A 26,997-nucleotide genomic window follows, 5' to 3' on the forward strand; every position below is an offset into this window, starting at 1 on the left:
CCGTTCCCGCCTCGGGAGAGCCGGTTAATGGGCGCGGCGGCGACGGGCTCCGGCCGCTGCGAACAGCAGCACGCCGAGCCCCATCAGCAGCAGCGCGACCAGCACGGCCTGGCGCGATTCGCTCCCCGTGAGCGCGAGGGTTCCGGTCGACCAGATCGAGGCGTCATCGTCGAGAGCGAACGTCTCGAGCTCGCGGAGCCGTCCGTCATAGGATTCGATCGCCGTCACCTGGGCCACATTGACGACGGTGCCCGGCGACGCCGTGGGGCTCAGCATCACCGTGAGGATCACGTCCGGCGTCTGCTGCTGGTAGCCCAGCGCGCGATCCAGGTCGCACACCACGGTGCCGCCGTAGCCGTTCGAGAGCCGGTCGGTGACCTCGCACCCGACCCACTGCGGGCCGTCGGCGGTGCGCTGCGGCGTCACCGACACGATCTTGAGCACGTCGGGCACGTCATCGACCAGCTGCACGTCGGTGACGGCACCCAACCCCTCGTTGCCGATGCTCATCGTGTAGTCGAAGGTCTGCTCCCGGTCGACCCGGGTCGCATCCGTCGACTTGGTGAACCACAGGTCGGACGCGCGGTCCGTCGGCGTCTCGGCACACGCGAGCGTCGCCGGCGGATACTCCACCGCGAGCGTCGTCTCGGGGTTGATCGTGATGCGCACCTGGGCGCCGGAGCGCAGCGCGTACTCGGGCAGCGTCTCGTCGAGCACGAGGTTCTCCCAGTCGGGAGTCTCGCCGGGAAGCGCCTCGCGCCAGCCCGGCCAGCCGGTGCCGCGCTCGTCCGCGTCAATCGACGCGCCCGGCCACAGCAGGCGGCCGCTCACCGCGCCGTCCTCGGTCAGCGCGATCGACACCGTCGAGATGACGTTGTCGTCGGCATCGAGCCAGTCGACCACCATGGTGCGGCCGCCGACCGCGAGGTTGTGGGCATCCACCGTGTAGTACAGCCACGGGGCGTCACTCACGCACTCCGGCGTCGCGGTGGCGTCGAGCCAGGCCACGTCGACCGTGACCGTGTCGTCGTCGCCGTCGACCACCCGGGTGCTCGAGGTGACGACCGCCTCGTTGGCGAGCGTGTCCTGGCGGATCTCCGGGTCGACGCTCACGCCGACCGTGATCGTCGGCGCGATGCCGCCGATCGCCAGCACCGTGTCGAGGACGCAGGTGAGGGTGCCGCCGAAGCCGTCCCGGTCAGCCCCGGTCACCGCGCAGTCGCTCCAGCCGGGTGCGTCGATCTCCCGCACCTTCAGCAGCGCGTCGATCTCGTCGACCACGGTCACGTCGGCAGCGTCCACGTCGCCGACGTTGCGCACGTCGATCGTGTAGTCGAACTCCTGACCGCCCTGGATCAGCTCCTCGCTCGCCTCCTTCTCGACGTCGAGCGTTCCGATGCGGAACGTGTTCGTCACGGTCACCTTCGCCGGCGCCCGCGCGTCGGTGATCGTGACGGTGCCGTCGGCCGGGGTGAGGGAGCTCTCGATGGCGAGTCCCGCATCCGTCTCCTCGACGGTGCACTCGGCGTCCAACAGCAGACCCGTGAGCGTCACCGAGTAATCGTTCTCGGCGCTGAGCTCCTGCGTCGCGTCGCCGCCGAGGTCGATGTCGCGCCAGGCGCCGTTCGCGAGGTAGCGGCACTCGACCGAGACCTCGAAGGGGCCGTCGCCGAAGCGCTCGGCGCCGTCGCCCGTGCGCACCTTGTCGATCGTGAGCGAGCCGGTGTCGAAGGTGTTGGTGATGGTGACGGCGCTGGAGCCGTCGGCCGGGATCATCGCGGGCGAAAGCTCGCCGATGCTCGACTCGGTCGCCCCGCCGGTGCTCGTCTCCGTCACGGAGCAGTCGGCTCCCGCGATCAGCCCGGTGACCTCGGCCTCGTAGCCGTTGTCGCTGGAGAGCGTCACCGCACCGCCATCGGGCAGCGGAATCGTGAGGGTCTCCCCCGACTTCTCCCAGGTGCACGTGACCTGGGCGGTGAACGGACCGACCCCGTAGGCGGTCGCGCCGGAGCCGTCGCGCACCTTGGTGATGTCGAGACTGCCGACCGCGAAGTCGTTGGTGAGGCCCGCCGTGATGGCGCCGACGACCTGTTCACCGGTCGGGCCGGGAACGGTCACCGCCGTGTCCTCCGCGGCGGTCGTGGCGCCGCCCGCGTCGGTCTCGACGACCGTGCAGACGGTGCCCTGCGGGAAGATCGGGTCGAGGGCGACGGCCTCATCGGCCTCGAGCTCGAGCTCGGTCTCCAGAAGCGTCTGGCCGTCGAAGACGCACGACACCTCGACCGTGAACGGGCCGTCGCCGTACGCCTCGGCGCCGTCGCCCGAGAGCGACTTGAGCACCGAGACGACTCCGCCGGCGAAGTGGTTCTCGACGACAGCGGCGTACTCGGCGTTCGTGCCGAGGGTGATCGTGGCCGGGCCGTTCTCGGCAACCGTCACCGGCGCCCCGTCGTCGACCGTGACCTGGATGCGGTTGGCGCCGTCGGAGTCGACCTCGCGCAGCTCGCACTCGGCCGTCACCGGCAGACCGGTGACGAGCTTGTCGTCGCCGTCGGCCAGCGTGAAGGTCGAGTCGCCGTCGGCCAGCGGCACGTCCAGCGTCTCGGCGCCCGTGTCGACGCTGCACTCGAGCGAGAAGTCGTACGGCCCGAACGTGCCGACGGTGCTCGTGGTGGTGACGTCCTTCGTGATGCGCAGCTGCGTCGTGTCGTAGGTGTTCGTGATCGTGGCACGGTGCGCGCTCGGCACCGCGTCGATCGAGGACGCCGCGGTCGCGACCGTGAGCACGGCCGCATCCCCGTCGGTGTTGGCCGGGCTGTACGCCACGGAGCTCGCCCCGCTGCCCGACTCGACGATCTCGCACTCGGTGCCGACCGGGATCCCGTCCACGCGAGCCACGTACGGCGTCGCATTGTCCTTCGACAGCGTCACCTCGCTCGAGCTGGGGAGGATCACCTCGGCCCCCTCCACCTCACAGGAGAGCACGGCCGTCACCGCGTTCGGCGCGTACGCCGCAGCGGCGCCCGCCATCACCTTGGTGATCTGGAGCGGACCGGTGGCGAGCTGCACGCCCGCCCGCACAGGTTCGACGCGACGGTCGCTGAAGCCGGGGAACGTGGCGAACACGCCGAAGCTGTTCCAGGCGCGCGACTGGTCGACCGGCACGGTGACCGGCGCGCGGTTGTCGTCGTCGCTGGTGGACGGCACGTTGACCGACTCGTAGGTGACCTTGAGGGAGGCGGCCGGCGGCAGGGTGTTGTCGGCACCCTCAATGCCGCTGAAGTCGAAGTGGATGCGCAGCGCGGTGACGCTCGCGTAGTCGGCACTCGGGAACGACGCGCCGTCGACCCAGGTCGCCGTGGTGCACAGCGCGTTCGTCTCGAAGTTGGTGCACGGGCTGGCGGTCGTGGTGACCTCCCAGGTCATGACCGTTCCCTCGGACAGATCGTCCGTCTCCAGCTGGACCGAGCCGGCGAACACCGGACGGTAGTCCGTTTCACGGGCGGCGCCGGATCGCAGGTACGCGTCGCCGACGTTCGGAAGCACGTCGATGATGGTCGCCGAGCTCGCCGGCACGTTGCCGCCGTTCGTGAACTGCAGCTTCCAGAGGTCGGTGCCGCCGATCACGGTGTTCGCGGCGCACGGCTGGCGGTAGAAGCCCTCCGAGTCCGAGACGCACGCGGTCGCGGAGTCCTTGACGTTCTCCGCACCGCTCGTCGACACGCCCGCGTCGTTCACGTCACCCTTGACCCCCTTGAAGGAGGTGATGGCGGAGGCCGAGAAGGTGCTCACGCTGTGCTCGGTGCGGCAGGTCGCGCCGGAGCGGACCACCGGCTTGCCGTTGCCCGAGGTGTTCGTGCAGTTGCTGAGCGTGCGATCGCTGGAGAACTCCATCCGGTTGGTGGCGACATACGACGCCTCGAGGCCGGGGGCCACCAGCAGCGGAATGACGATCGTGTAGACCTCATCGGGCGCGAGACGGGAGCCGTCCGGCCAGCTCAGCGTGATGGTGCGCGCGCCATCGTCGTAGTCGATCTCGACGCCCGAGGTCGGCAGGATGCCGCCCGTGCTGGTCGTGAACGTGAGCTCGCTCGTCGGGTCGAAGACCAGCGGACCGCCGGTGCGCAGCGAGGCGTCGATCGGGAGCTGGTCGACCACGACGGGGTTATCGAGGTAGCCGGTGCCGGTGTTCTTCATCACCAGGGTGAAGTCGACCGTCTCGCCCGCCGGAGTGGTCGTCACGGCCGGCGTCTTCGAGATGTCGACGACGAACGTGCCGGTCGACAGCGCCAGGGTGTCGGTCGCGGATGCCGTGTCGTAGGCCAGCGACGGGTGGCGCACCGTGGCCACCGCGGTGTCGGAGATCGTGCTCGGGAACGCCGAGCTCGGCACGCTCGCGCGCAGCGCCACGACGAAGTTGATCGTCGTGCTCCAGGCGGCGGCGGGAGCCGTCGTCGAGAAGATCGTGCCGTCGGCCTTCGTGTAGGTGACGCGGATGCCGGTCACCTCAGAGAGGGTGATCCCGCTCGGCAGGCTCGGGCTGGAGGCGACCGTGGTCCCCTGAATCCACTCGTCCGTGCCATTCACCTGCACGTCGACGCGCACGCGGTTGGCGCCGGTCGGGAGGGTCGCGCCGGTGAACGAGCGCAGCTCGAAGTCCTCCCAGAAGTCGGCGTCGGTGTCCTCGACGACGACCTCGCTCGGCGATGCGGTCGCGGTGCCCTGATTCGCCGTCAGTCGGATGATCAGCTCGGAGGCGCGATCCTTCTCGAGCAGGGAGCTGATGTTCGCACCCGCGGAGTTGCGAATCGTCTTCGTCGCGGCGACGTCGAGGCCGGCGTCCTGCAGCGTGAGCACGGCCGAGGACGAACCGAATGCGAGGTCGTCGACGAGCACCTCATCCCAGAGCTGCGCGAATGCCGAGTTGGTGACGGTGCCGGGGCCGACCAGCGTGGTCGGCTCGCTGCGCAGGAACTTGCGCAGCTTGGTGTCGAGGTAGAGCGAGACCGACGCGCCCGGCGTGATCGTGCCGCCGTCGCTCGTCGACGTGCCCGCGAACAGGGCGCTGACCCCCACGACATCGGCGAGGAAGCTCGCGTTCGAGAGCTGGCTCGAGTTGAGCGCGACGGTCTGAGTCGTGCCGTCGGCGCGCAGCACCGTCACGGTCGAGGCGCTCGCGCTGATGCCGGTGCCGCTCAGGCTCGAGTAGCTCACCTTGGTGATCGTGAACTTTTCGAACGGGTTCGTCGCCGGGTCGTAGCTGTAGCCCTCGTACGGGTTGACGAGCGCACCGGATCCGGTCTCGTCCGACAGGTGCGCGCACTCGCTCAAGACGGTGCACGGCTGCTGATCGGTGACCCGGATGTACCAGGCGTGGGAGGCCGCAGTGTTCGATGCCGCCAGGGTGAACCGGCTCGTCGGGTAGCCCGACTCGGCGACGTCGCCGGGGAACGGGATCGCGATCGGCGTCGAGACGCCCGCGCTCGCCGACTTGGCAAATCCGAGACTCGGAACACCGTCGAGCGCGACCAGCGAATCGGAGTCCGTGCCGGTGTAGTCACCGGCGTCACCGCTGGCGGCGATGGCGGCCGTGTTGGTGAACACGCCCGGCTCGCCGCCGCCCACCACCGTGTCCTCGGTGATCCACTGATCGGCTTCGTCGACGCCGGTCGTGTCCCGCAGCGTGTTGCGCAGCTCGAACACCAGGTCGATCGTGCGATCCTCCGGCCCCCCGGCGACGCCGGAGCCGACCGGCGGCGCCTCGGCGTCGGTCATGCGACCCTCCGCGTACTCGCCGAAGGTGATGCGCACGCCGACCGTGGATTCCTGCTGCGCGGTCGTCAGCGTGATCGCCGGCATCGACCCTTCGCAGGGGGAGGTCGGCGAGCAGTCGCCGACCTGCGTCCATGTGGTGCCGTCGAAGATTTCGACGCTCTCCACCTGGTCGTACGTCATGTAAGGGTCGTTCGACGAGTTGATCGCCTTGATCTGCGTGAGGTTGAAGGTCTGGAAGATCGTCTCCGCCACCGGAGCGCCGGGGTCTGCCGGGTCGCTGACGACCACGGTGTCGTAGCCGAGCACCTGGTTCTTCCACTCGAGCCGCGCGGTGCGCTTCTCGCGGGACTGGGCGGAGACATCGGTCGAGCCCGAGACCTTCTGCCACGTCTTGTCGAGCTCGAGGCCGCCGCTGCCGGCCGGAACCGTCATGATCGTCCCGACATCGCTGGCGACAGCGGAATCCTGCACGGTGCCACCCTCCGGCAGCTCGACGTCACCGGTCGAGACGACGGTGGCGACGTTCTCGTAGTCGACCTCATCGTCGCCGACCGCCGTCGGGGTGCTCGTGCCGCGAAGCAGCTCGCGAGCCTGGAACGAGAGGTTCGCCCGCATGGTCGAGCCCTGCGAGAACCCGGACGAGCTCGTGAAGGTGAACCGGATGCCGACGACATCGCGGTCCGAGACCTCGGCGCGGTACAGAATTGCCGCGCTCGACGCGGTCACCGTCGCGAAGGTCGTCCAGTCGGAGCGGTTCGTCGTCGTCTCGATCGTGAGAACTGCCCCCGCCGGAACCTGCGTCGGCGCGATGGCGATCAGGTCGAACGCGGACCAGTAGTTGTCGTCGAGCCCGGAGTCGACGTCGGTGATGACGATCTCATTCGGCGAGACGTACCCGGAGTCGCTCACCGTGACCGCGGTCAGCTTCACGGTCGACAGACCGCCCGCGGGAACCGCCTTGCTCGGCACGACCTCCTTGCCGAGCCCCACGCTGATCTGCGGGTAGAGCACCTGCAGCGTCGCGCTCGGCGTGGCGCGCGTCGCGGCTCCCGCGTCGTTGTAGCCGTCGATCCAGGCCTGGTTGCCGATGTTGCGCACACCGGGGTCGGCCGCGACCGCGTCATCGGCGATGTCGATGCGGAACGGGATGGCCGTGGTCGCGCCGCTCTCGATGGCGCCCGCGAACTCGACCTCGAAGCCGACGATCTTCTGTGCGCCGCTGAGCGTCGGGGTCGCCGGAAGCGCGTCGCCGTACTCGAGCTCGACGTCCGCCGGTGCGCTGCCGCTGTCGACGAACCAGCGCACGGTGGCACCGGTGGCGCCGGTCGGCCACGAGAAGCCGAGCGAGCGGAATCCGGCGAACGTGACGGAGGCGTCGGAGAGGATTCCTGTCGTCGGCTGCGTCACGGTGAAGGTCTGCAGGATGCCGTTGGAGTCGTTGCGCCCGGTCGTCGTCGCGGTGGTGCTTGTTCCCGCCGGGATGCGAGCCGTGTCGAAGCCGGTCGAGCCGGACACCACCGAGGTCAGCGGTCCGATCGCGTAGCTGGCGCTGGTGGTGGCCGAATCGGTGCCCTGGCCGGGAACCGACACCGTGCCGGTGACGCGCGCGGTGACGGTCGAGCCGACGACGAGCGAGTTGCCCGAGGACCGGAAGGCGGAGCGCTGGGCGAGCTGGACGACCACGGAGCCGGCGGTGCCGGCGGCGGTCAGCGTCGTGCCGGTCGACGAGGTGAAGACGAAGCGCAGACCCGTCACGTCCCCCGCGGTGACACCGGTCGGCAGTGCCGCCGTCTCGGCGGGTGCGCCGAGCACCCATTCGCCGCCGACCCAGGCATCCACCTGGATTCGGTCGGCGCCCTGCGGGAAGGTGACGTCACCGAAGCCGGTGAGGTCGACGACGTCGAAGAAGCTGCTCGAGAGCGTCGGATCGGTCGGCGCGGTCAGGGTGAGGCTCTCGGCGAGCGCGTTCGAGGTGTTGCGCGTCGTGAGCGTCAGCTCGGAGGCCTCGCCGACACGGAACCGCGTGCTCGACGGCGACCAGGTGGCGCTGGCCGTGGTGTCGATGACGTAGGGAATGACGACCGTCGTGGTCGCTGCATCGGACTTCGGCTCCGCGTTGGAGGCCGTCGCCTCGGCCGAGTTCTCGACCGGAACGCCGTTGTAGGCCCAGTCGGGCGAGATCCCGAGCGGCACGGTGAGCGTGACCTGGATCGAGGGTCCGTCCCCGGAGTCGAGACCGACCCCGCCGTCGACGGTGCGCGTGAAGTCCACGGTGAGCGTGCGGTTGTTCTCACCCGACCAGGCGTAGCTCGACGGGGCGCCCGTCACGATCACCGAGGAGTTGAGCGTCAGCGCGTCGAACTCGGGCGGGAGCACGTCGACGACCTGGGCGTCGAGACACACCGCGCTCGAGCAGTCCACGGCGATCGTGTACGTGAACGACTGCCCCGGCTCGACACTGGTGCGGCTGACGCTCTTCGTGATGTCGAGCACCGCCGGGTACTCGGCTGCGGTCGCCGGCGTGGCGACGACGAAAGAACCGAGAAGGCCGGCGAGCGCCGCGGTGAGCAGGGTGGACGAGAGCACGCGACTGCGTCGGCGCGACAGACTGAACAAGTGGGGGCCCCCAAAGCGACACGGTGCTCAGGCGGCAGGTCAGCGGCCCGAGACGGGATCACCGTCGCTTCGACGCTAACGAGCGGACAGGACTGCTTGTCAGTCCCAGGACAGGGGAGACCCGTTTGGGGGTGAACCGGTCGTGCCCGCGCGGAATGGTCCGACCGAGGCTCAGCCGAGGACGCCCACCGACGCCAGCGCTGCCCGCAGCAGGGTGCCGCGACCGCCCTCCATCTCGGCGTGAACGGTGGCGCTCGACGCCTCCGCGGGGGTCATCCAGGTGAGCTCCAGCGCATCCTGACGCGGGTCGCAGGTGCCCGTCACCGGCACCACGTACGCGAGCGAGACCGCATGCTGCCGCTCGTCCAGATACGCCGAGAGCCCGGGAATCGGGAAGTACTCCGCGACGTGGAAGGGGACGGGGCTCACGGGCAGCTGCGGGAACGCCATCGGGCCGAGATCCTTCTCGAGATGGCGGAAGAGCGCGTCGCGCAGAGTCTCGCCGTACATGACCCGGCCGCTGACGAGGGTGCGCGAGATCGCACCATGCGGGTTGGCGCGCAGCAGGATGCCGACCTCCTTGACGATGCCCATCCCGTCCAGTCGCACCGGCACGGCCTCCACATAGAGCAGGGGCATGCGGCGGCGCACCTCGGCCAGCTCCTGGTCGCTCAGCCATGCCGAGTTCGGCTCGGGGTCGCGATCGCGGTCGGGAGTCGGGTCCGGGGTTCCAACGGAGGCCATGCTCCATTGTCTACCGTGGAGACATGCAACTCGACTCCGACGCGGTCATCTGGTCTCGCCCCGAAGCTGAGCGGGCGGGCACCCCGCTGCTCGTGCTGCTCCACGGCCTCGGCAGCCACGAGGGCGACCTCTTCGCGCTGTCTCCGTACCTGCCGACCGAGTTCACGATCGCGGCGGTGCGCGCACCGCTGCCCGAGCCTCCCGGCTTCGCCTGGTTTCCGCGGCACGAGGCGCTTCCGCTCGAGGAGCGGGTGGAGAGCGCCGCGGCCGGCGCCGACGCGTTCGCGGCGTGGCTTGCCACGGCGTCCGAGGGCGCCTCGAGCGTCGGAGTGCTCGGCTTCTCGCAGGGCGCGATGGTGTCGCTGCTGACGATGCGGCGGCATCCGGGGCTGGTCGACTACGCGGTCGCCCTCTCCGGCGGCGCCTTCCCGCGCCCCGAGCCGGCGGATGCCGCCCTCGCCGAACAGCGCCCGCCGGTCTTCCTCGGCTACGGCCTCGACGACATGATCGTGCCGCAGCGGATGTTCGAGTACACCGCCGGCTGGCTCGGCGAGAACACCGACGCGACGGTGCGCTCCTACCGCGGGCTCGCGCACTCGATCTCGGACGACGAGCTCGGCGACATCACCGCGTTTCTGCGTGCACGTCTGACGTAGCCGGGGCGCCGCACGGGTGGACCCCGACGAGCGGCAGCGCGATCGAGTGGGCGCCCGGTGCGAGCTCGATGTCCGCCGTCTCAGGCCACTGCACGACGGCCGTCGCCCCCTCGGGCACCAGGACTTCCAGCGCGATGGCGTCGTCGCGCCTGCTCCACCCCACTTCGGCGAGCCCGAAGGGCGTGTCGTGCCTCACGCGCGCCCAGTCGAGGCCGTCGCCGACGCGCGGGGCGACGAGGATCCGGCGGTACCCGGGTTCGAGCGGCGCCAGCCCGCCGACGGTTCGATGCATCCAGTCGGTCACCGCCCCGAGCGCGTAGTGGTTGAAGCTGGTCATCGACCCGGGGTGGATGCTGCCGTCGGGCAGCATCGAATCCCAGCGCTCCCAGACCGTGGTCGCGCCCATCGTCACCGGATACAGCCATGAGGGGCACGCGCGCTGCAGCAGGAGCTGATATGCCACGGACACGTGTCCTGTCGCCGTCAGCGCATCTGCGATGAACGGGGTCCCCGCGAAGCCCGTTGAAATGCGAAAGCCGCTGGCCTCGACCAGTTCTGCCAGGCGCAATCCTGCCCAGCGCAGCTGCTCGGGCCCCAGGAGCCCGAAGGCGATCGCCAGCGAGTACACGGTCGTGCAGTCGCTCTGGATGCGCTCACCTCGCACGTAGCTGCGATGGAATGCATCGCGGAGCCGCGTCGCCAGCTCGTCGAACTCGCGCGCCTCGCTCTCGTGGCCGAGCACCCGTGCGGTCGCCGCGACGAGCATCGCGGTGCGGAACGCGCATGCGGTCGCGACGACGCCGCGGTCGGCTTTGGCATCGCCGGCGCGGTCCGGCGGCGCATCGGGGTCGAGCCAATCGCCGAACTGAAAGCCGTTGTCCCACACTCCGGCGGGCGACAGCAGCGACGCCACGTGTCGCGCGTGCGACACCATCGACGTCCATGCGGCCGCCAGAACCTCGGGGTCGCCGTATGCCTCCCACAGCGCCCAGGGCACCCACACGATCGCGTCGCTCCAGATCGCGACCGATTCCCCCCGGGGCGGGCCCTTCCGCGGGTCGAGCGTCCGCTTGAGAACGTCGGGCACCGTGTAGGGAACGACGCCGCCGTGATGCGCTTGCTCCAAGCCCACGTCGACCAGCCAGTCGGCGAGGAAGTCCTTCACGTCGAAGAGAAACGCGGCGGTCGGGGCGAACACCGAGATGTCGCCCGTCCAGCCGAGCCGCTCGTCGCGCTGCGGGCAGTCTGTCGGAATGTCGACGAAGTTGCCCCGCATCCCCCACACCACATTCTGGTGAAAGCGCGTGAGGTCAGGGTCAGAGCACTCGAAGTGACCGAGCCGGCGCAGGTCCGAGGAGATGGCGACTCCCATGACGGCCGCTGGAGCGACGGTGTCGAGCGCGCCCTGCCAGCCGGAGATCTCGGCGTAGCGGAATCCGTGGAATGTGAACGTCGGCTCGAAGACGTCGTCCCCGCCGCTCAGGATGTAGCGGTCCGTCGCCTGCGCCGAGCGCAGCGGCCGGGTGCAGAGCTCGCCGGCTTCCAGGACCTCCGCGTGGCGCACCACAATCTCAGCGCCCTCGTCGCCCCGCACGTGCAGCCGAACCCAGCCGACGATGTTCTGACCGAAGTCCACGATCAGGTTGCCCGCAGGATTGCGCCACGCCGCGACGGGCTCGAACTCTGCGATGCGACGCACCGGCGGCGCGGGGTCAGGCGTCAGCGCGTCGAGGTGGCCGCCGAGCGGGCGAACCTCGCCCCAGCCGTCATCCGCAAATCCCACGCTCTTCCACGCGCCATCGACGCGGCGCGCATCGATCGTCTGGCCGTCGTAGAAGTCGTTCGCGAGCACCGAGCTCGGCCCGACCCGCCAGGATCTGTCGGTGCCGACCACCTGTTCGTGGCCGTCGGCGAACCGCAATCGGAGTTCGGCGAACACGGCCAGCTCGTCGCCGTAGCGCTGCGTCTCGATCCAGCCGAGACGGCCGCGATGCCAGCCGTTCCCGGCCATGATCGCGATCGCCGAGTGGTCTCGAACCGACTCCGTGACGTCGTACTCGACGAAGTGCCGACGCCACTCGTAACTCGTCCACCCGGGCGCCAGGACGTCGTCGGACACCCGCGCACCGTTGATCCAGGCTTCGCAGATGCCCAGCGCGCTCAGCCGGAGTCGTGCGGAGTGCAGTGCTCCGTGCCCCGAGTCGCATCGGAACTCCCGACGGAAGACCGGGGCGCTGTCCGGCTCGGCCTCGGCGGCGATGAAGCGCGCCCGCATGTCGCTCACCCCTTGATCGCTCCGGACGTCATGCCCGCGACGATCTGCCGGTTGAAGAAGATGAACATCACGAGCGGGGGGATCGTGATCAACAGGATGTCCATGAACAACAGGTTGTACTGACTCAACTCCTGAGACGAGAAGTTGTACAGCGTGAGCTGGACGGTGGCGTTCTGGGCGCCCGGCAGGAAGTAGAGCGCGTTCTGGAACTCGTTGAACACCGCCACCGCCTGCACCACGACGATCGTGATGAGAACCGGCTTCAGAAGCGGAAGCACCACCTGGAAGAACAGGCGGATCGGTCCTGCGCCATCGATGATCGCCGCTTCGTCGAGCTCTCGCGGAATCGACGCGACGAACGCGCGCACGAGCAGAATGCCGAAGGACATCCCGAACGTCGCCTCGATGAGCACGAGGCCCGGAATGGTCTTGAACAGGCCGAGGCTCTGCAGCACCCAGATCGTCGGGACGACCGCGGGCGGGATGATCAGACCGGCCAGCACGAAGAAGTTGATCAGTCCGTTGATCCGCGACTTCCGCCGCTGCAGTACGTAGCCGACCATCGCCGCCAGAAGCACCTTCAGGCTGACGGCGGCCACCGTGATGATGGTGCTGTTGATGAAGGCCCGCACGACGATGCCGTCGCGGGTGGTGAGCACCGTCGTCAGGTTCTCCCAGAGCGCCCATTCGGTCGGCAGCGTGAAGTCGAGAAGATTCGCCTCGGGAGCGGTCTTCGCCGCGGTGACGAAGATGAACGCGAACGGGACGATGAACACCACCACCGTGACCAAGATCGCGATGACGCCGACGATGCGGCCGCGAATTGCTGTTGCTCTCATTGTTCGACCGTCCGACGATTCAGGTAATGCGAAAGGGGGAAGATGACGGCCGCGACGACGAGGAACAGCACGACGTTGCCCGCTGTCGAAAGCCCGTAGAAGCCCGACTGATACTGCTTGTAGATCACCGAAGCGAGGACGTCGCTCGAGAACCCAGGCCCGCCACCGGTCGTCGCCCAGATGAGGTCGAACGAGCGAAGCCCTCCGATGAGCGACAGAATCACGACGGTCACGGTCGCCGGCCGCGCCAACGGCAGGGTGATGTGCCGAAGCAGCCGCCACGAGTTGGCGCCATCCACGCGCGCCGCTTCGTAGTACTCGTGCGGGATCGCCGCGATGCCCGCGATGAAGATGAGCGTCGCGATGCCGACACCCTTCCAGATGTCGATCGCCGCCACCGTCAGCAGAGCGGTATCGGGGTCGGTGAGCCAGCCCGGGCCGTCGATCCCGACCGACGCGAGAAAGCCGTTCAGCACACCATCGAAGGGATCGAGCAGCACCTTGAAGGTGAGCCCCACGCCGATCGTCGACACGAGCACCGGAAAGAAGACCGTCGAGCGGAGGAACCCCCGGCCGAGGATCTGTGACGACAGCAGGAGCGCCAGTGCGAAGCCGAGAACCACCTTGCTTCCGGAGGTCACAACCGCGTAGATGAAGGTGTTGAAGAACGCCTGGACGAACTGCCGCTCGGCGAAGAACTGCACGAAGTTGTCCAGCCCGATGAACTCCACGTCGAAGAGCGTCCACCGTGTCAGCGCGAAGTAGAACGACGCGAACGTCGGGACGGCGAAGAGCGTGATGTAGAGCGCCGCCGCCGGGAAGTGGAACCAGGTCGGATACGGGCTTCGCATCCGACGCCGGGGCGGTCGCGCCGGTGTCACGGCGGCCACCGAGACGCCGGACGGCGACACGTCAACCTGAGACATGGGGTTTCTCCTTGATCTTGGGGGTCGGCGGCACGGCCACCGCCGACCCCGCGCCGGGGGCTCCCGGCATGATGGTGCGCGGCGATTACCAGCCGGACAGACCGAGCTGCTGAGCCTGCTTCTTCGAGTCGGCGTCGTAGGCCTTCGCCCCGTCTTCGCCGTCGATGATCTGCGAGCCGACCTCAACCAGGATGTTCTCCAGGTTCGGGCCCTTGATCGGTGAGAGGAAGGACAGCTGGAGGCCCGACTTGCCGGCGTCGACCCACTCCTGGACGTCGAGAACCATCGGCGCGACATCCTCCGGAAGGCTGCACGAGCTGATCATGTAGGGGCCGCCCGGCGCCGTGGCGTTCTGCAGTTCGCAGCCCTCGGCCGAGTTGAAGAAGGCGACGAACTTCTTGACCGCCTCCAACTTGGCGCCGTCGGTCGTAGTCGGAACATACAGCGCGTTCGGCGCCCAGATCGTCAACGCGGTGGCGTCGGCGTCGTCCGCCGGAATCGGGAACACGCCGAGCGAGTCGAGTGCGTCCGGGAAGTTCTGACGCACGTTGTTGAGCACGACGTTCGTGAGCATCGGGTAGTGCGCCGCCGTGCCGTTGGCCACCGCCGCGACCCCTTCGTCGTGAGTCGCCGAGGGGTAGTTCTCGTTGAACAGACCGGCCTTGGCGGCTTCCTCAAGGTGCTGGAAGCTCTCGAGGGCCGGCTGGTCGGCATACTTCACCTCGCCGGCCGTGTACTGAGCGGCCCAGTCAGGGTCGACCTGCGTGACGTTCGCGAACGCCCCCTGCACGATCAGCTGCGAGGTCCAGGTGCTTCCGTAGGCCTGGAAGATCGGGGTGATGCCTGCGTCCTTGACCGCCTGGCTGTTCGCCATGAAGTCATCCCACGTGGTCGGCACGTCCAGACCGAGTTCGGCGTACACGTCCTTGTTGTAGACGAAGCCGCCGGCGCGAGAAGCGCCGGTCGGAGCGCCGTAGATCCCTGCGTCCGTCGACACCGCGGCCTGGAAGTCCTCGTGGACGTCCGACATCCACGACTCGCCCGACAGGTCGTGCAGCGTCTGGTCCGGGTTGAGCGCCTGGAGCTGAGAACCGGAGTTGTACTGGAACACGTCCGCCATCTCACCTGTCGCCAGACGGGTCTTGATGAGGTTGTCGCCCTCGGCGCCCGCCGGGTACGTGTCGAGCGTGACGGAGATGTCCGGATAGGCGGTCTCGAAGGCTTCGATCAGCGCGTTGGCCTGGTTGACTCCGGTCTCGTCGCTCCACGTCAGGTAGGTGATCTGGACCGGCCCGTCGGTCTCGCCGCTGCCCGATGTGCAGCCCGCAAGCGCGAGCGTGGCAACCGAGGCGGCGGCGACCGCACCCAGGAGCTTCTTCGAATGTGTGAACACTGTGATTACCTCTTCGTAATGATTTCGTATGGAGTGCCCGGAACCACCGGGCGGTGGGGTGCAGCTACGGTGCGGTGACACCTTCCTCTGCTACGACGGCGGCCCGGAAAAGGCTGCGTCGAACGCCGCTGCCGGCGGCGTGATCCTTCCGAGTCGACGAACGAGCTCGAGCGCTTCCGGAGCGCCGACCAGTCGGTCCATTCCCGCGTCCTCCCACTCGACGCTCGTCGGGCCGGCATAGCCGATCGCGTTCAGGGTGCGGAAGATCGCCTCCCACGCAACGTCACCATGCCCGGTGGACACGAAGTCCCAGCCGCGTCGCGGGTCTCCCCACGGCAGATGCGAGCCGAGCCGACCGTTGCGCCCGTTGAACGCCGTCGCCGTCTCCTTGCAGTGGACGTGCGCGATGCGCTCGGCGAAGTCCTGCACGAACATCGTCGGGTCGAGCTGCTGCCAGACGAAATGGCTCGGATCGAAATTGAACGCGAAGCTCGGGTGATGCTCGATCGCGTCGAGCGTGCGCTTCGCCGTCCAGTAGTCGTAAGCGATCTCCGACGGATGCACCTCGAGCGCGAAGGTCACCCCGAGTTCTTGATACGCATCCAGAATGGGCATCCATCGGCTCGCGAAGTCCGCGTACCCGCGCTCGATGTACTCCGGAGAAGCGGGCGGAAACATCGCGACCGCCTTCCAGATCGACGAACCGGTGAAGCCGACCACCGTCGAGACGCCGAGCGCCGCGGCCGCACGCCCCGTCGCGATCATCTCCTCGGCCGCGCGCTGGCGCACACCTTCCGGTTCGCCGTCCCCCCACACGCGTGCCGGCAGGATGTCGCGGTGCCGCTCGTCGATCGGGTCATCGCAGACGGCCTGCCCGGCGAGATGGTTGGAGATCGCCCAGACCTTCAGTCCGTGGCGTTCCAGGATCGCCTTGCGATCGGCAACGTACTCCGGGTCGTTCGCCGCGCGAACCACATCAAGGTGGTCGCCCCAGCAGGCGATCTCGAGTCCGTCGAAACCCCACTCGCCCGCGAGCCGAGCCACCTCCTCGAACGGAAGGTCGGCCCATTGGCCGGTGAACAGTGTGACCGGTCGTGGCATCGTGATCAGTCCTCTCCGTGCGCGGCCGAGACGGCCGTCCATGCCGAGCCGTCGTGTGCGCTGCGCTCGATCGCGTCAAGAATGCGCTGCACGCGCAAGCCGTCCTCAAAGGACGGTGTCGGATCCTCGTGCCGTTCGATCGCGCCCAGGAAGTCGGCGAGCTCGTGAACGAAGGCGTGGTCATAGCCCAGACCGTGGCCCGGCGGCCACCAGGCCGCAGCGTACGGGTGGTCCGGTTCGGTCATGTAGATGCGCCGGAACCCGGCCTCCGCCGACGGCACGGTTGCGTCATAGAACTGCAGCTCGTTCATCGATTCGAAGTCGAAGTAGACGGAGCCGAGCGAGCCGTTGATCTCGATGTGGATCCCGTTCTTGCGTCCGGTGGCAAAGCGGGTCGCCTCGAGCGCCGCCACGATTCCACCGGACATGCGCGCGTGGACGAGCGCCGCGTCGTCAACGGTGACCTCCCCGAGTTGCTCCGAACCGCTGGCGCTCAGCCCGTGCGACGCATCGGCCAGGGGCCGCTGCGTGACAAAGGTGTGCAGCATGGCCGAGACGTCCTCGAACGTCTCGCCCGTGAGGTACTCGGCCGCATCGAGCACATGGGCGCCGATGTCGCCAAGCGCACCCGAGCCGGCCTTGTCCTTCTGCAGGCGCCACACGAGCGGAAACGTCTCGTCGGCGATCCAGTCCTGGAGGTAGTGGGCGCGAACGTGGCGGATCTGACCGAGTCGACCGTCCGCGATGAGCGACCGCGCATACGCGAGCGCGGGGACACGTCGGTAGTTGAACGCCACCATCGAACGAACTCCGCGGGTGCGCGCCGCGCGCGCCACGTCGACCATGCGCTCGGCCTCCGCCACGGTGTTGGCCAGCGGCTTCTCGCAGAGGACGTGCTTGCCGGCGGCCAGCGCCGACTCGGCGATCTCGGCATGGGAGTCGCCCGGCGTGCAGATGTCGACGATGTCGATGTCGTCGCGCTCGACGACCTCGCGCCAGTCGGTCGCCGCCTCCGCCCATCCGAGCTTCGCCGCGGCGTCCGTCGTGCGCTCCGCGTCACGACCGCAGATCACGGTGCGCTCGACGGAGGCGGTCGGGAATACGTGGCTCACGGTGCGCCAGGCATGGGAGTGCACAACCCCCATGAACCCGGTTCCGATCAGTGCAACCCGATGACGTTCGCCAGCACGTTGACGAGCGGACTCCGACGCCGTGCTCACTGGTCCTTCTCCTCTTTCGAGTTCGCCATTGCGGGCTCGTAGTGCACATCGGCAGGACGCGCGGGGAAGCCCCGCACACCGCGGGAGACATCGAACTGGTCGATGCGCACGAGCGGCCGTACGGTGTAGTCGAAGACCCGCAGCGCATCGCCGTCGAAGGCCTCCTCAACCTCATCGGCGCGGAGCGCCGCGACGAGTTCGGCGCGGAGTTCGCTGACGATCTCGGGGTGAGCGTCCTGGATGGGGTTCAGCTCGTGCGGATCCGACTCGACGTCGAACAGCAGCGAGTGGTCGCCGTTCGCCATCCAGATGAGCTTGTACGATCCGCGGCGCACCATCGCCTTGAACCGCTCGGTTCCGGGGTTCCCGTGGTACCCGAGGAGCAGATCACGGTGTCGGGAGGCGTCCGAGATCCCGCCGATGATGTCGGCACCCTGACGCAGCTCGGGCGAGCCGGCCGCGGTCGTGGCAATGCCGAAGAGATCCACCAGACAGGTGAGCTCGTCGCGTCGATCGCCGGGAGCGATCTGGCCCGGCCAGCTCAGCAGGAAGGGAATGCGCGTCGATGCCTCGAAGAAGCTCTCCTTCTGCCAGCCGGTGTGGTCGCCGAGCAGATCGCCGTGGTCGGAGTAGAAGCAGATCAGCGTGTTGTCGGCCTGGCCGGACTCATCGAGCGCGTCGAGCAGACGTCCAATGCAGGCATCGATGTAACTGATCTCGCCGTAGTAGCGAGCCTTCAAGGCACGCGCGCGGTGGTCATCCACGTCTTCGGCGTACACCGCATGGTTCATCCACGGGATCTGCTGGTCGAGGTGGTCGACGGCGAGATCGCCCGACACCGGCAGGGGCATCCGGTCAGGGTCGTACATGCGGTTGAACGGCAGCGGCGGCGCGAACGGCGGGTGCGGCCCGATGTAGGAGACGTAGCCGAACCACGGGCGCTCATCCTCCACCGCGAGCTGCTCGATCGCGCGATCCGTGGCCCACGCCTCGACCGTGATCTCGGCGGGCATGGCGCTCATCTGCGGCATGTAATACATGTCGGTGCGCTCACCCATGAGCGCCTCGATCCAGTTGTACTCCGGGTGCTCGTTCGCGATGAACGCCGCGTAGTCGTCGCCCTGGCGCGATTCGGGTTCGAAATAGAGCTCCTCGCTGCGCAGCTGCAGGTCGAAGCCGAGCTCGGCGTTCCACGGAATCGTATGGAACTTGCCCACACCCCAGGTTCGGTAGCCGAGCTCGCCCATCGTGGTCGCCAGGTAGGGCCCGACCCGCTCGACGATGCGCTCGTGCGCGCCGTCCTTGACACCGTTCTCGTACACCTCGGTCTGCGTCGGCTGGGCGCCGGAGAGAATCGAGTAGCGCGACGGGACGCAGACCGGGCAGGTCGCATACGCGTTGTCGAACACAGCACCGCGCGCGGCAAGCCGGTCGAGATTCGGCGTCGAGATCTCAGCGTTGCCCAGGGCCGCGAGAGTGTCGAAACGCTGCTGGTCGGTCATGACGAACAGCACGTTGGGTCGACGGGACTCGGTCATGCGGGCACCTCGCTCGTCGCAACCGACTCCGAGTCGGGGATCAGGGGAAGTGCGGAGCGACGCTCCACCGAGGTGGTGAGCTCTCGCATCCCTCCCTCGCGCCCGGTCTCGAGCACGCAGTTCATGACCTCCAGCACGTGGAGCGCAAGCTCCCCGGATGCCCGATGCGGGCGACCCGCGGCGATCGAGGTTGCCATGTCGGCAAGGCCCAGTCCTCGCCCTCCGTTGACGTAGCCGGCGAGCTCCGGCACCTGCTCCCAGTCGGCAGCTCCCGCACGGAACACCTCGACGGGGTCAGCGAATCGGTTCGGGTCGGGGACGCCGAGCGTGCCGTCCGTGCCGTAGACCTCGATCCCTCGCATGCGGCTTGCCCAGACCTCGAAACTCATCGTCACCGTCGAGGAGACTCCGGACTCGTGCACCAGGATCGCGCTCACGTGGGTATCGACGTCGACCGGGACGGCGTCGCCCGCCAGCGGCCCGGTCGCGACGCTGCGTGCGCGCGTCGAGCGCGCCGCGTGCCCCGCGACGCGGATCACGGGTCCCAGCATCGAGATGAGCGCCGTGATGTAGTACGGGCCCATGTCGAGCAGCGGCCCCGCACCCGGCTGATAGTAGAACTTCGGCGAGGGATGCCAGAGCTCGTGACCGGGTGCCGACCAGACGGCCGCCGCGCCGATCGGTGTTCCGATGTCACCCCGGTCGAGGACTTCGATCGCCGTCTGCACGCCCGTGCCCAGGATGGTGTCGGGGGCGCAGCCGATGCGGACCCCGGCGGCGTCGGCGGCGCGCAGGAGCTCTTCGCCATCGCGAGTCTCGAGCGCGAGCGGCTTCTCGACGAAGACGTGCTTACCGGCGCGGATGGCTCGAAGCGACACCTCAGCGTGCGCTGCGGGGATCGTCAGGTTGAGCACGGCGTCGACCTCGGGTGCCAACATCAGCTCATCGACCGAGAGTGCGGGTACGCCGAGCCGTTCGGCCACCTCTCGCGCCCGGTCGTGATCGAGATCGGCGACCGCGGCGATGGTGAGCTCGTCGCGACGCGTGAGCGTGGCGAAGTACTGATCGCTGATCTTGCCGAGGCCGACGATTCCGACTGCTAGCGGCTTGCCCACAGGAGTCCCCTTTCGATGATGGTGCGCACGGCCGGTTCCTCAAGAACCTCGGGGGTGTGACCGGGTGTCGCGACGAAGACCCGACCCTCGCCCCACTGCCGCGTCCACACGGCCGGGCACGTGACCGGCCGGTTCCAGGCGTCGCCTGGCTTCGCGGGGTGCGTGGTCGTGGCAAGAACGTCGTTGTAGTCGTCGGTCAGCACCCAGTACTGCTCGGTGACGAGTTCGAAGTCGTCGATCCCCTGCATCACCGGATGCTCGCGCCCGGCTGCGGTGAGCTCGACTCGATACGGCACCATGTTGTCGCTGGGATCCCCGACGCGCTCGTGCTCGGGCTTCGGCGGGTGCTTCACGAACTGGCCGCCAACCAGCTGCAGGTACTCGGAGGTATTCCGGAACGAGTCGGCGACGCCGCCGTGCCATCCGGCCAGGCCGACGCCTCGGCGAACTGCTGATTCGAGTCCCTCGAACTGCTCCGGCTCGATGGTCGACATGGTGATGCACTGCAGAACGAGGTCGACCTCGTTCATTGCCGCCGCATCGGCATAGACCGCTGGCGAATCCTCGATTCGAACCTCGTAGCCGTTCGCGGTGAGGAACGGCACGAAGGCGTCCGTCGCCTCGACCGGCGAGTGTCCGGGCCAGCCGCCGCGCACGATCAGCGCTTGCTTGGTCGCCGCGCCGCGCGGCGGGGAGTCGTGGGGGCCAGGCCCGTCCGAGTGGTGATTGTTCAGCATCGTTGCTTCCGTCAGGTAGAGCGGGGTTTCGCAGAAGCTCACTCTACGAACGCGAAAAAGCGCCCGCAACAATTCGTCATTGAACAGAAAATTTTCGAACGTTGCGGTCGTGCAGGCGCTATTGTTTCCGGGGAGATATGCGCATCTGCATCTGCTGGGATGCCATTCCTCGCCGAATCAATGACGAATCGGACTGCGAACTTGCAGCGCCGTGGCGAAAGGAACGTGATGGTCAACGGCAAGCCCCGGCCCACGCTGACCGCTGTCGCCCGCGAGGCTGCGGTCTCCGTCGCGACCGTCTCGAAGGTCCTGAACGGCAAGCCCGATGTCTCCGACGAGACACGCCGACACGTGGAACGCGCACTGTCGTCGCTCGGCTACTCGCGTCGGGGGGATCCTCGACCCCACGGTGAGCTGATCGAGGTCGTCTTCGAGAGGCTCGGGCCCTGGGCGGTCGAGCTGCTGCGCGGCGTCGAGGCGATCGCCCGCGCCGAAGGAATCAGCACCGTCGTCACGATCAGCGGCACGTTCGACGCACAGCCGGAAACGTGGCTCGATGGCGTGATGCGGCGCCAACCGATCGGGGTGATTCTCGTCTTCTCGAGCCTGTCGGACGTCGAAAAGCGGCGACTGCGCACCCGGAACATCCCGTTCGTGGTCGTTGACCCGGCGGGAGACCCACCTCCTGATCTGCCGACGATTGGAACCGCAAACTGGGACGGCGGGATGATGGCGACCCGCCATCTTCTCGAACTCGGACACACCCGGATCGGCACGATCTGCGGGCCTCGCGGAATGCGAAATGCGCGCGCTCGCCTGTCGGGATACTCGTCCGCTCTCGACGCCGCGGGGGTCACCCTGGACCCCGACCTGATCGTGGCGGGCGACTTCACCGTCGCGGCAGGCATCGCCGGAGCCGACGCGCTGCTCGACCTGCCCCGGCCGCCGACCGCGATCTTCGCTCAGAGCGACCTCGAGGCGCTCGGTGCGTACCGCGCCGTCCAGCGCCGAGGTCTTCGCATCCCCGACGACATCTCGATCATCGGCTACGACGATCTGCCGATGGCGGAGCTGGCCAATCCGCCGCTCACGACCATTCGCCAGCCGCTCGCCGACATCGCCAGCGCGGCGACGCGCCTGATCCTTCGCCTCAGATCCACGGGGCCGGTCGACAACATCCGAACCGAATTGGCGACGACCCTCGTGACGCGGGAAAGCACCGCTGCCCCGGCCCAGCCGAGCTGATCGTCGGCGGCTCCAGCGACAATAGGGGGATGCACGCCGCGCTCGAGCGTTTCTCTCCCGCCACGCGGGAGTGGTTCTCCGGCGCGTTCCCGGAGCCGACCGCGGCGCAGGTTGGCGCGTGGGAGGCGATCAGCGCCGGCGGGCACGCCCTGGTGGTGGCGCCCACCGGATCCGGCAAGACGCTCTCGGCGTTCCTGTGGAGCCTCGACCGCTTGGCCACCACGCCACCGCCCGAGCAGCGCCGGGCCCGCACGCGCGTGCTCTACATCTCACCGCTGAAGGCGCTCGGCGTCGATGTCGAGCGCAACCTGCGCTCACCGCTGGTCGGCATCACCCAGACCGCGCGCCGGCTCGGCGTCGAGGCGCCGCCGATCGAGGTCGGCGTGCGCTCGGGTGACACCTCGAGCGCCGACCGGCGGCTGCTGCAGCGCGAGCCCCCCGATATCCTGATCACGACGCCGGAGTCGCTGTTTCTGATGCTCACTAGTTCAGCGCGCGAGAGCCTCGCCAACGTGGAGACGGTCATCATCGACGAGATTCACGCGGTGGCGGCCACCAAGCGCGGAGCCCATCTGGCGGTGTCGCTGGAGCGGCTGGATGCGCTGCTGGAGCGCCCCGCGCAGCGCATCGGCCTGTCGGCGACGGTGCGTCCCCTTGATGAGGTGGCGCGCTTCCTCGGCGGTCGCGCGCCCGTCACGATCGTCAACCCGCCGGCGCAGAAGACCTTCGAGCTGCGCGTCGTCGTGCCGGTCGAGGACATGCGCGAGCTGGGGGTGCGCCGCACCGAGCCGACCGCCGCGGGCGAGACGGGGCTGCAGAGCGCCGGCTCGATTTGGCCGCACGTCGACGAGTCGATCGTCGACGAGGTGCTGAAGCACCGCTCCACGATCGTGTTCGCCAACTCGCGGCGCCTCGCCGAACGGCTCACCGCGCGCCTCAACGAGGTCTACGCCGAGCGCCTCGACCCGAGCGGGTCGAGTGCCGCCGAAGGCGGTGTATCGAAACCGCTCGATTCGAGCGGGTTGAGTAGCGATCCGCAGGATCGCGTATCGAAACCCAGCCCCGCAGGCCTCGATACGGCGACTCCGTCGCCTACTCGACCAGCTCCGCCCGCCGAGATGATGGGGGCATCCGGGCAGACCTCCGGCGCCGACCTCGTGCTCGCCCGCGCCCACCACGGCAGCGTCAGCAAGGAGCAGCGCGCGATCATCGAAGACGACCTGAAGTCGGGCCGTCTGCGCTGCGTGGTCGCGACCAGTTCCCTCGAACTCGGCATCGACATGGGCGCCGTCGACCTCGTCATCCAGGTCGAGGCGCCGCCGAGCGTCGCCAGCGCCTTGCAGCGCGTCGGTCGCGCCGGACACCAGGTGGGCGAGATCTCGAAGGGCGTGCTCTACCCGAAGCATCGCGCCGACCTGCTGCACACCACCGTCGCGAGCGAGCGGATGCGCACGGGCCTCATCGAGGCGCTGAAGGTGCCCGCGAACCCCCTCGACATCCTCGCCCAGCAGACGGTCGCCGCCGTCGCGCTCGAGAACCCGGGCGGCCCGCTGACCGTCGACGACTGGTTCGACACGGTGCGCCGCAGCGCGCCGTTCGCGACCCTGCCGCGCTCGGCATTCGAGGCCACCCTCGACCTGCTCTCGGGGCGTTACCCGAGCGACGAGTTCGCCGAGCTGCGCCCGCGCATCGTCTGGGACCGCGTCGCCGGCACCCTCACCGGGCGCCCGGGAGCGCAGCGCCTCGCCGTGACGAGCGGCGGGACGATTCCGGACCGCGGGCTGTTCGGGGTGTTCATTGTGGGGTCGGAGGTTTCGACAGGCTCAACCACCTCAGGCGGCGCAACCGGCTCAGGCGGCTCAACCAGCTCAGGCGGCGGGCGCCGGGTCGGGGAGCTCGACGAGGAGATGGTCTATGAGTCTCGCGTCGGCGACATCTTCGCGCTCGGCGCCACCAGCTGGCGCATCGAGGAGATCACCTCCGATCGCGTGCTGGTCAGCCCCGCCTTCGGGCAGCCGGGGCGCGTGCCGTTCTGGAAGGGCGACGGGCTGGGCCGCCCCGCCGAGCTCGGCGAGGCGATCGGCGCGTTCACGAATGAGCTCGCGAACGCGCGCGGCGAGAAGTCCGCCATCCGAGAGCGCCTCGATCAGGCCGGCCTCGACCCGTGGGCGGTCGACAACCTGCTCGGGTTCGTGGCCGACCAGAAGCAGGCCACCGGCACAGTGCCGAGCGACACCACGCTGCTCGTCGAGCGCTTCCGCGACGAGCTCGGCGACTGGCGCCTGGTCTTGCATTCCCCGTACGGCATGCCCGTGCACGCACCGTGGGCGCTCGCGGTCAACGCGCGCATCCGCGAACGCCACGGCGTCGAATCGGCCGCAATGGCGGGCGACGACGGGATCGTGGTGCGGCTGCCCGAGACCGACGCCGAGCCTCCCGGCGCCGAGCTGTTCCAGTTCGAACCGGAGGAGCTCGACGCGCTCGTCACCGAGGAGGTCGGCTCCTCGGCGCTGTTCGCCTCGCGCTTCCGCGAGTGCGCCGCCCGCGCCCTGCTGCTGCCGCGCCGCAACCCGGGCCGGCGCTCCCCGCTCTGGCAGCAGCGGCAGCGCAGCGCCCAGCTGCTCGAGGTGGCGCGCAAGTACCCGAGCTTTCCGATCATCCTCGAGACGGTGCGCGAGGTGCTGCAGGACGTCTACGACCTGCCGGCCCTCACCGCGCTGACCCAGCGGATCCAACAGCGTCGAGTGCGCCTGATCGAGGTCGAGACGGACTCCCCCTCGCCGTTCGCCAGCACACTCCTGTTCGGATATGTCGCTGCGTTCATGTACGAGGGCGACTCCCCCCTCGCGGAACGCCGCGCGGCGGCGCTCTCCCTCGACCCGGCGCTGCTCGCCGAGCTGCTCGGTCGCGCCGAGCTCCGCGAACTGCTCGACCCTGAGGTGATCGTCCAGACCGAGCGCGAACTGCAGCGGCTCGACCCGGAACGGCACGCGAAGGACGCCGAGGGCCTGGTCGACCTGCTTCGGCTGCTCGGCCCGCTCTCGACAGCCGAACTCGGCGAGCGCACCGACCCCGGCGTCGACATCGCCGCGAGCCTGGAGGCGCTCGCACGTGCCAACCGGGTCGTTCGCGCGACCATCGCAGGCGAGGCACGCTGGGCGACGGTCGAGGATGCGAGCCGCCTGCGCGACGCGCTCGGCGTGCCGCTGCCGATCGGCGTTCCCACCGCGTTTCTGGACCCGGTCGAGGATCCGGTCGGCGACCTCATCAGCCGCTACGTGCGCACCCACGGCCCGTTCACCGCGAACGACGTCGCCATCCGATTCGGGCTCGGCGTCGCCGTCGTCACCGACGCGCTGAAGCGGCTCGCCGCCGACCGGCGGGCTGTCGAGGGCGAGTTCCGACCCGGGGCGAGCGGCGGCGAGTGGGTCGACACCGAGGTGCTGCGGCGCCTGCGCAGCCGCTCGCTCGCGGCGCTGCGTCACGAGGTCGAGCCGGTGCCGCAGCGCGCCCTCGCTCGCTTCCTGCCCGAGTGGCAGCAGGTCGCCGCCCCCGGTCGCGGCGGGCTGCGCGGCATCGACGGGGTCCTCACCGCCATCGAGCAGCTCGCCGGGGTGGCCCTTCCCGCCTCCGCGTGGGAGAGCCTCGTGCTTCCCGCGCGCGTGCGCGACTTCAGCCCCGCCATGCTCGACGAGCTGACGACGAGCGGCGAGGTGCTGTGGGCGGGCGGCGGCGCGCTGAGCGGCGGCGACGGCTGGCTCTCGCTGCACCTCGCCGACCTCGCCCCGCTCACGCTCGTCGAGTCGCCCGCGGCGGCGGCGATCCGCGCCGAGCCGAACGACGTGCAGGCGCGGATCCTCGCCTCCCTGGCCGGCGGCGGCGCGTTCTTCTTGCGGCAGCTGCAGACCGCGACCGCGGAGCCGGGCGGCACGCCGGTCCCGGAGAAGGAGCTCGCCGAGGCGCTGTGGGAGCTCGCCTGGGCGGGCATCGTCGGCAACGACACCCTGGCGCCGGTGCGCGCCCGGCTTGGCGCCACCACGACGCGCGCCCGCGTGACGCCGCGGGGCCGACCCGCCCGATCTCGGGCCCGCGTCGCCTCGTCGCTCGCGCTGTCGAGCCCGCCGACGCTCGCCGGACGCTGGAGCCTGCTGCCGGAGCCGTCCCCCGACGCGACGAGACGCGCGAGCGCCCTCGCCGAGAACCTGCTGGAACGGCACGGCGTGGTCACCCGCGGCGCCGTGCAGTCGGAGGGCGTCGTGGGCGGCTTCGCGCTGGCCTACCGCGTGCTCAGCAAGCTGGAGGAGACCGGCCGCACCCGGCGCGGGTATTTCATCGACGGGCTCGGCGCCGCGCAGTTCGCCACCCCCGCGACCGTGGATCGACTGCGCGCGCACGCCGACGATCGTTCGCGCTCCGGCGCCGCAGCCGACCCGACCGCGCTCACTCTGGCCGCGACCGACCCCGCGAACGCCTACGGAGCCGCGCTGCCGTGGCCGGAGACCGCCGGGCACCGACCGGGCCGCAAGGCCGGCGCCCTGGTCGTGCTGGTCGACGGCGCGCTCGCGCTCTATGTCGAACGCGGCGGCAAGACCGTCCTGACCTTCGCCGACCCGAGCGCCGAGGCGGACGACGCGGAGTCGCGAAGCGCCTTCCTGGGCGCTGCCGCCCGATCGCTCGCCGAGACGATCCGGGCCACCGGCGGACGGCTCCGCGTCGAGAAGGTCGACGCCGAGTTCAGTGTCGGCACCGAGTTCGGTCGACTGCTGGAGGCGGCGGGCTTCGCCGCGACCCCGCAGGGGATGCGCCTGCGCGGCTGA

At 69.2% G+C, this 26,997-nt stretch carries 14 protein-coding genes; 3 read left to right on the top strand and 11 right to left on the bottom strand.

Annotated features, from left to right (window positions below):
* Positions 1-24: 24 nt before the first annotated feature.
* Both ACR3ZA_RS06890 and ACR3ZA_RS06895 read right to left on the bottom strand, forming a co-directional pair.
* On the bottom strand, positions 25-8,361 hold the full coding sequence (locus ACR3ZA_RS06890) for a DUF5979 domain-containing protein (protein ID WP_473661258.1): 8,337 nt from the start codon (positions 8,359-8,361) through the stop codon (positions 25-27).
* A 201-nt stretch (positions 8,362-8,562) separates the two neighbouring features.
* On the bottom strand, positions 8,563-9,135 hold the full coding sequence (locus ACR3ZA_RS06895; RefSeq protein WP_473661259.1) for a DUF4916 domain-containing protein: 573 nt from the start codon (positions 9,133-9,135) through the stop codon (positions 8,563-8,565).
* Positions 9,136-9,158: 23 nt separating this feature from the next.
* Here ACR3ZA_RS06895 and ACR3ZA_RS06900 point away from each other — a divergent pair, with 23 nt between their 5' ends.
* The gene (locus tag ACR3ZA_RS06900; RefSeq protein ID WP_473661260.1) at positions 9,159-9,791 is read left to right on the top strand and encodes a dienelactone hydrolase family protein; all 633 of its coding nucleotides are present in this window, start codon (positions 9,159-9,161) and stop codon (positions 9,789-9,791) included.
* Here ACR3ZA_RS06900 and ACR3ZA_RS06905 read toward each other — a convergent pair.
* The 9 genes from ACR3ZA_RS06905 to ACR3ZA_RS06945 all read right to left on the bottom strand — a co-directional run bounded on the left by ACR3ZA_RS06905 (position 9,760) and on the right by ACR3ZA_RS06945 (position 20,935).
* Positions 9,760-12,066 (bottom strand): family 78 glycoside hydrolase catalytic domain, encoded by a 2,307-nt coding sequence (locus tag ACR3ZA_RS06905; RefSeq protein ID WP_473662294.1) that lies wholly within the window; start codon positions 12,064-12,066, stop codon positions 9,760-9,762. The two genes, ACR3ZA_RS06900 and ACR3ZA_RS06905, sit on opposite strands and share 32 nt — an antisense overlap.
* Positions 12,067-12,071: 5 nt before the next feature.
* On the bottom strand, positions 12,072-12,905 hold the full coding sequence (locus ACR3ZA_RS06910) for an ABC transporter permease subunit (protein WP_473661261.1): 834 nt from the start codon (positions 12,903-12,905) through the stop codon (positions 12,072-12,074).
* Positions 12,902-13,831 (bottom strand): ABC transporter permease subunit, encoded by a 930-nt coding sequence (locus ACR3ZA_RS06915; RefSeq protein WP_473661262.1) that lies wholly within the window; start codon positions 13,829-13,831, stop codon positions 12,902-12,904. The genes ACR3ZA_RS06910 and ACR3ZA_RS06915 overlap by 4 nt, the downstream gene beginning before the upstream one ends.
* 85 nt (positions 13,832-13,916) lie before the next feature.
* Positions 13,917-15,224, bottom strand: a complete 1,308-nt coding sequence (locus tag ACR3ZA_RS06920) for an extracellular solute-binding protein (RefSeq protein WP_473661263.1) — start codon at positions 15,222-15,224, stop codon at positions 13,917-13,919.
* A gap of 90 nt (positions 15,225-15,314) precedes the next feature.
* Positions 15,315-16,325, bottom strand: a complete 1,011-nt coding sequence (locus tag ACR3ZA_RS06925; RefSeq protein WP_473661264.1) for a TIM barrel protein — start codon at positions 16,323-16,325, stop codon at positions 15,315-15,317.
* Positions 16,326-16,330: 5 nt separating this feature from the next.
* Positions 16,331-17,470: a Gfo/Idh/MocA family protein gene (locus ACR3ZA_RS06930; RefSeq protein ID WP_473661265.1), complete on the bottom strand. Its 1,140-nt coding sequence runs from the start codon at positions 17,468-17,470 to the stop codon at positions 16,331-16,333.
* Positions 17,471-17,541: 71 nt separating this feature from the next.
* A complete protein-coding gene (locus tag ACR3ZA_RS06935) occupies positions 17,542-19,083 on the bottom strand; it encodes a sulfatase-like hydrolase/transferase (RefSeq protein ID WP_473661266.1) in 1,542 nt (513 codons plus the stop codon).
* Positions 19,080-20,198, bottom strand: a complete 1,119-nt coding sequence (locus ACR3ZA_RS06940; RefSeq protein WP_473661267.1) for a Gfo/Idh/MocA family oxidoreductase — start codon at positions 20,196-20,198, stop codon at positions 19,080-19,082. The genes ACR3ZA_RS06935 and ACR3ZA_RS06940 overlap by 4 nt, the downstream gene beginning before the upstream one ends.
* Positions 20,183-20,935 (bottom strand): ThuA domain-containing protein, encoded by a 753-nt coding sequence (locus tag ACR3ZA_RS06945; RefSeq protein ID WP_473661268.1) that lies wholly within the window; start codon positions 20,933-20,935, stop codon positions 20,183-20,185. Before ACR3ZA_RS06945 ends, ACR3ZA_RS06940 begins: the two co-directional genes overlap by 16 nt.
* Between ACR3ZA_RS06945 and ACR3ZA_RS06950 the strand changes: the two genes are divergently transcribed.
* Positions 20,918-22,180, top strand: coding sequence for a substrate-binding domain-containing protein (locus ACR3ZA_RS06950; protein WP_473661269.1), 1,263 nt, complete (start codon positions 20,918-20,920; stop codon positions 22,178-22,180). The genes ACR3ZA_RS06945 and ACR3ZA_RS06950 overlap by 18 nt on opposite strands.
* Positions 22,181-22,209: 29 nt before the next feature.
* Positions 22,210-26,997, top strand: a complete 4,788-nt coding sequence (locus ACR3ZA_RS06955; protein WP_473661270.1) for an ATP-dependent helicase — start codon at positions 22,210-22,212, stop codon at positions 26,995-26,997.

The sequence above is a fragment of the Herbiconiux sp. J20-20 genome (genome assembly GCF_057365085.1).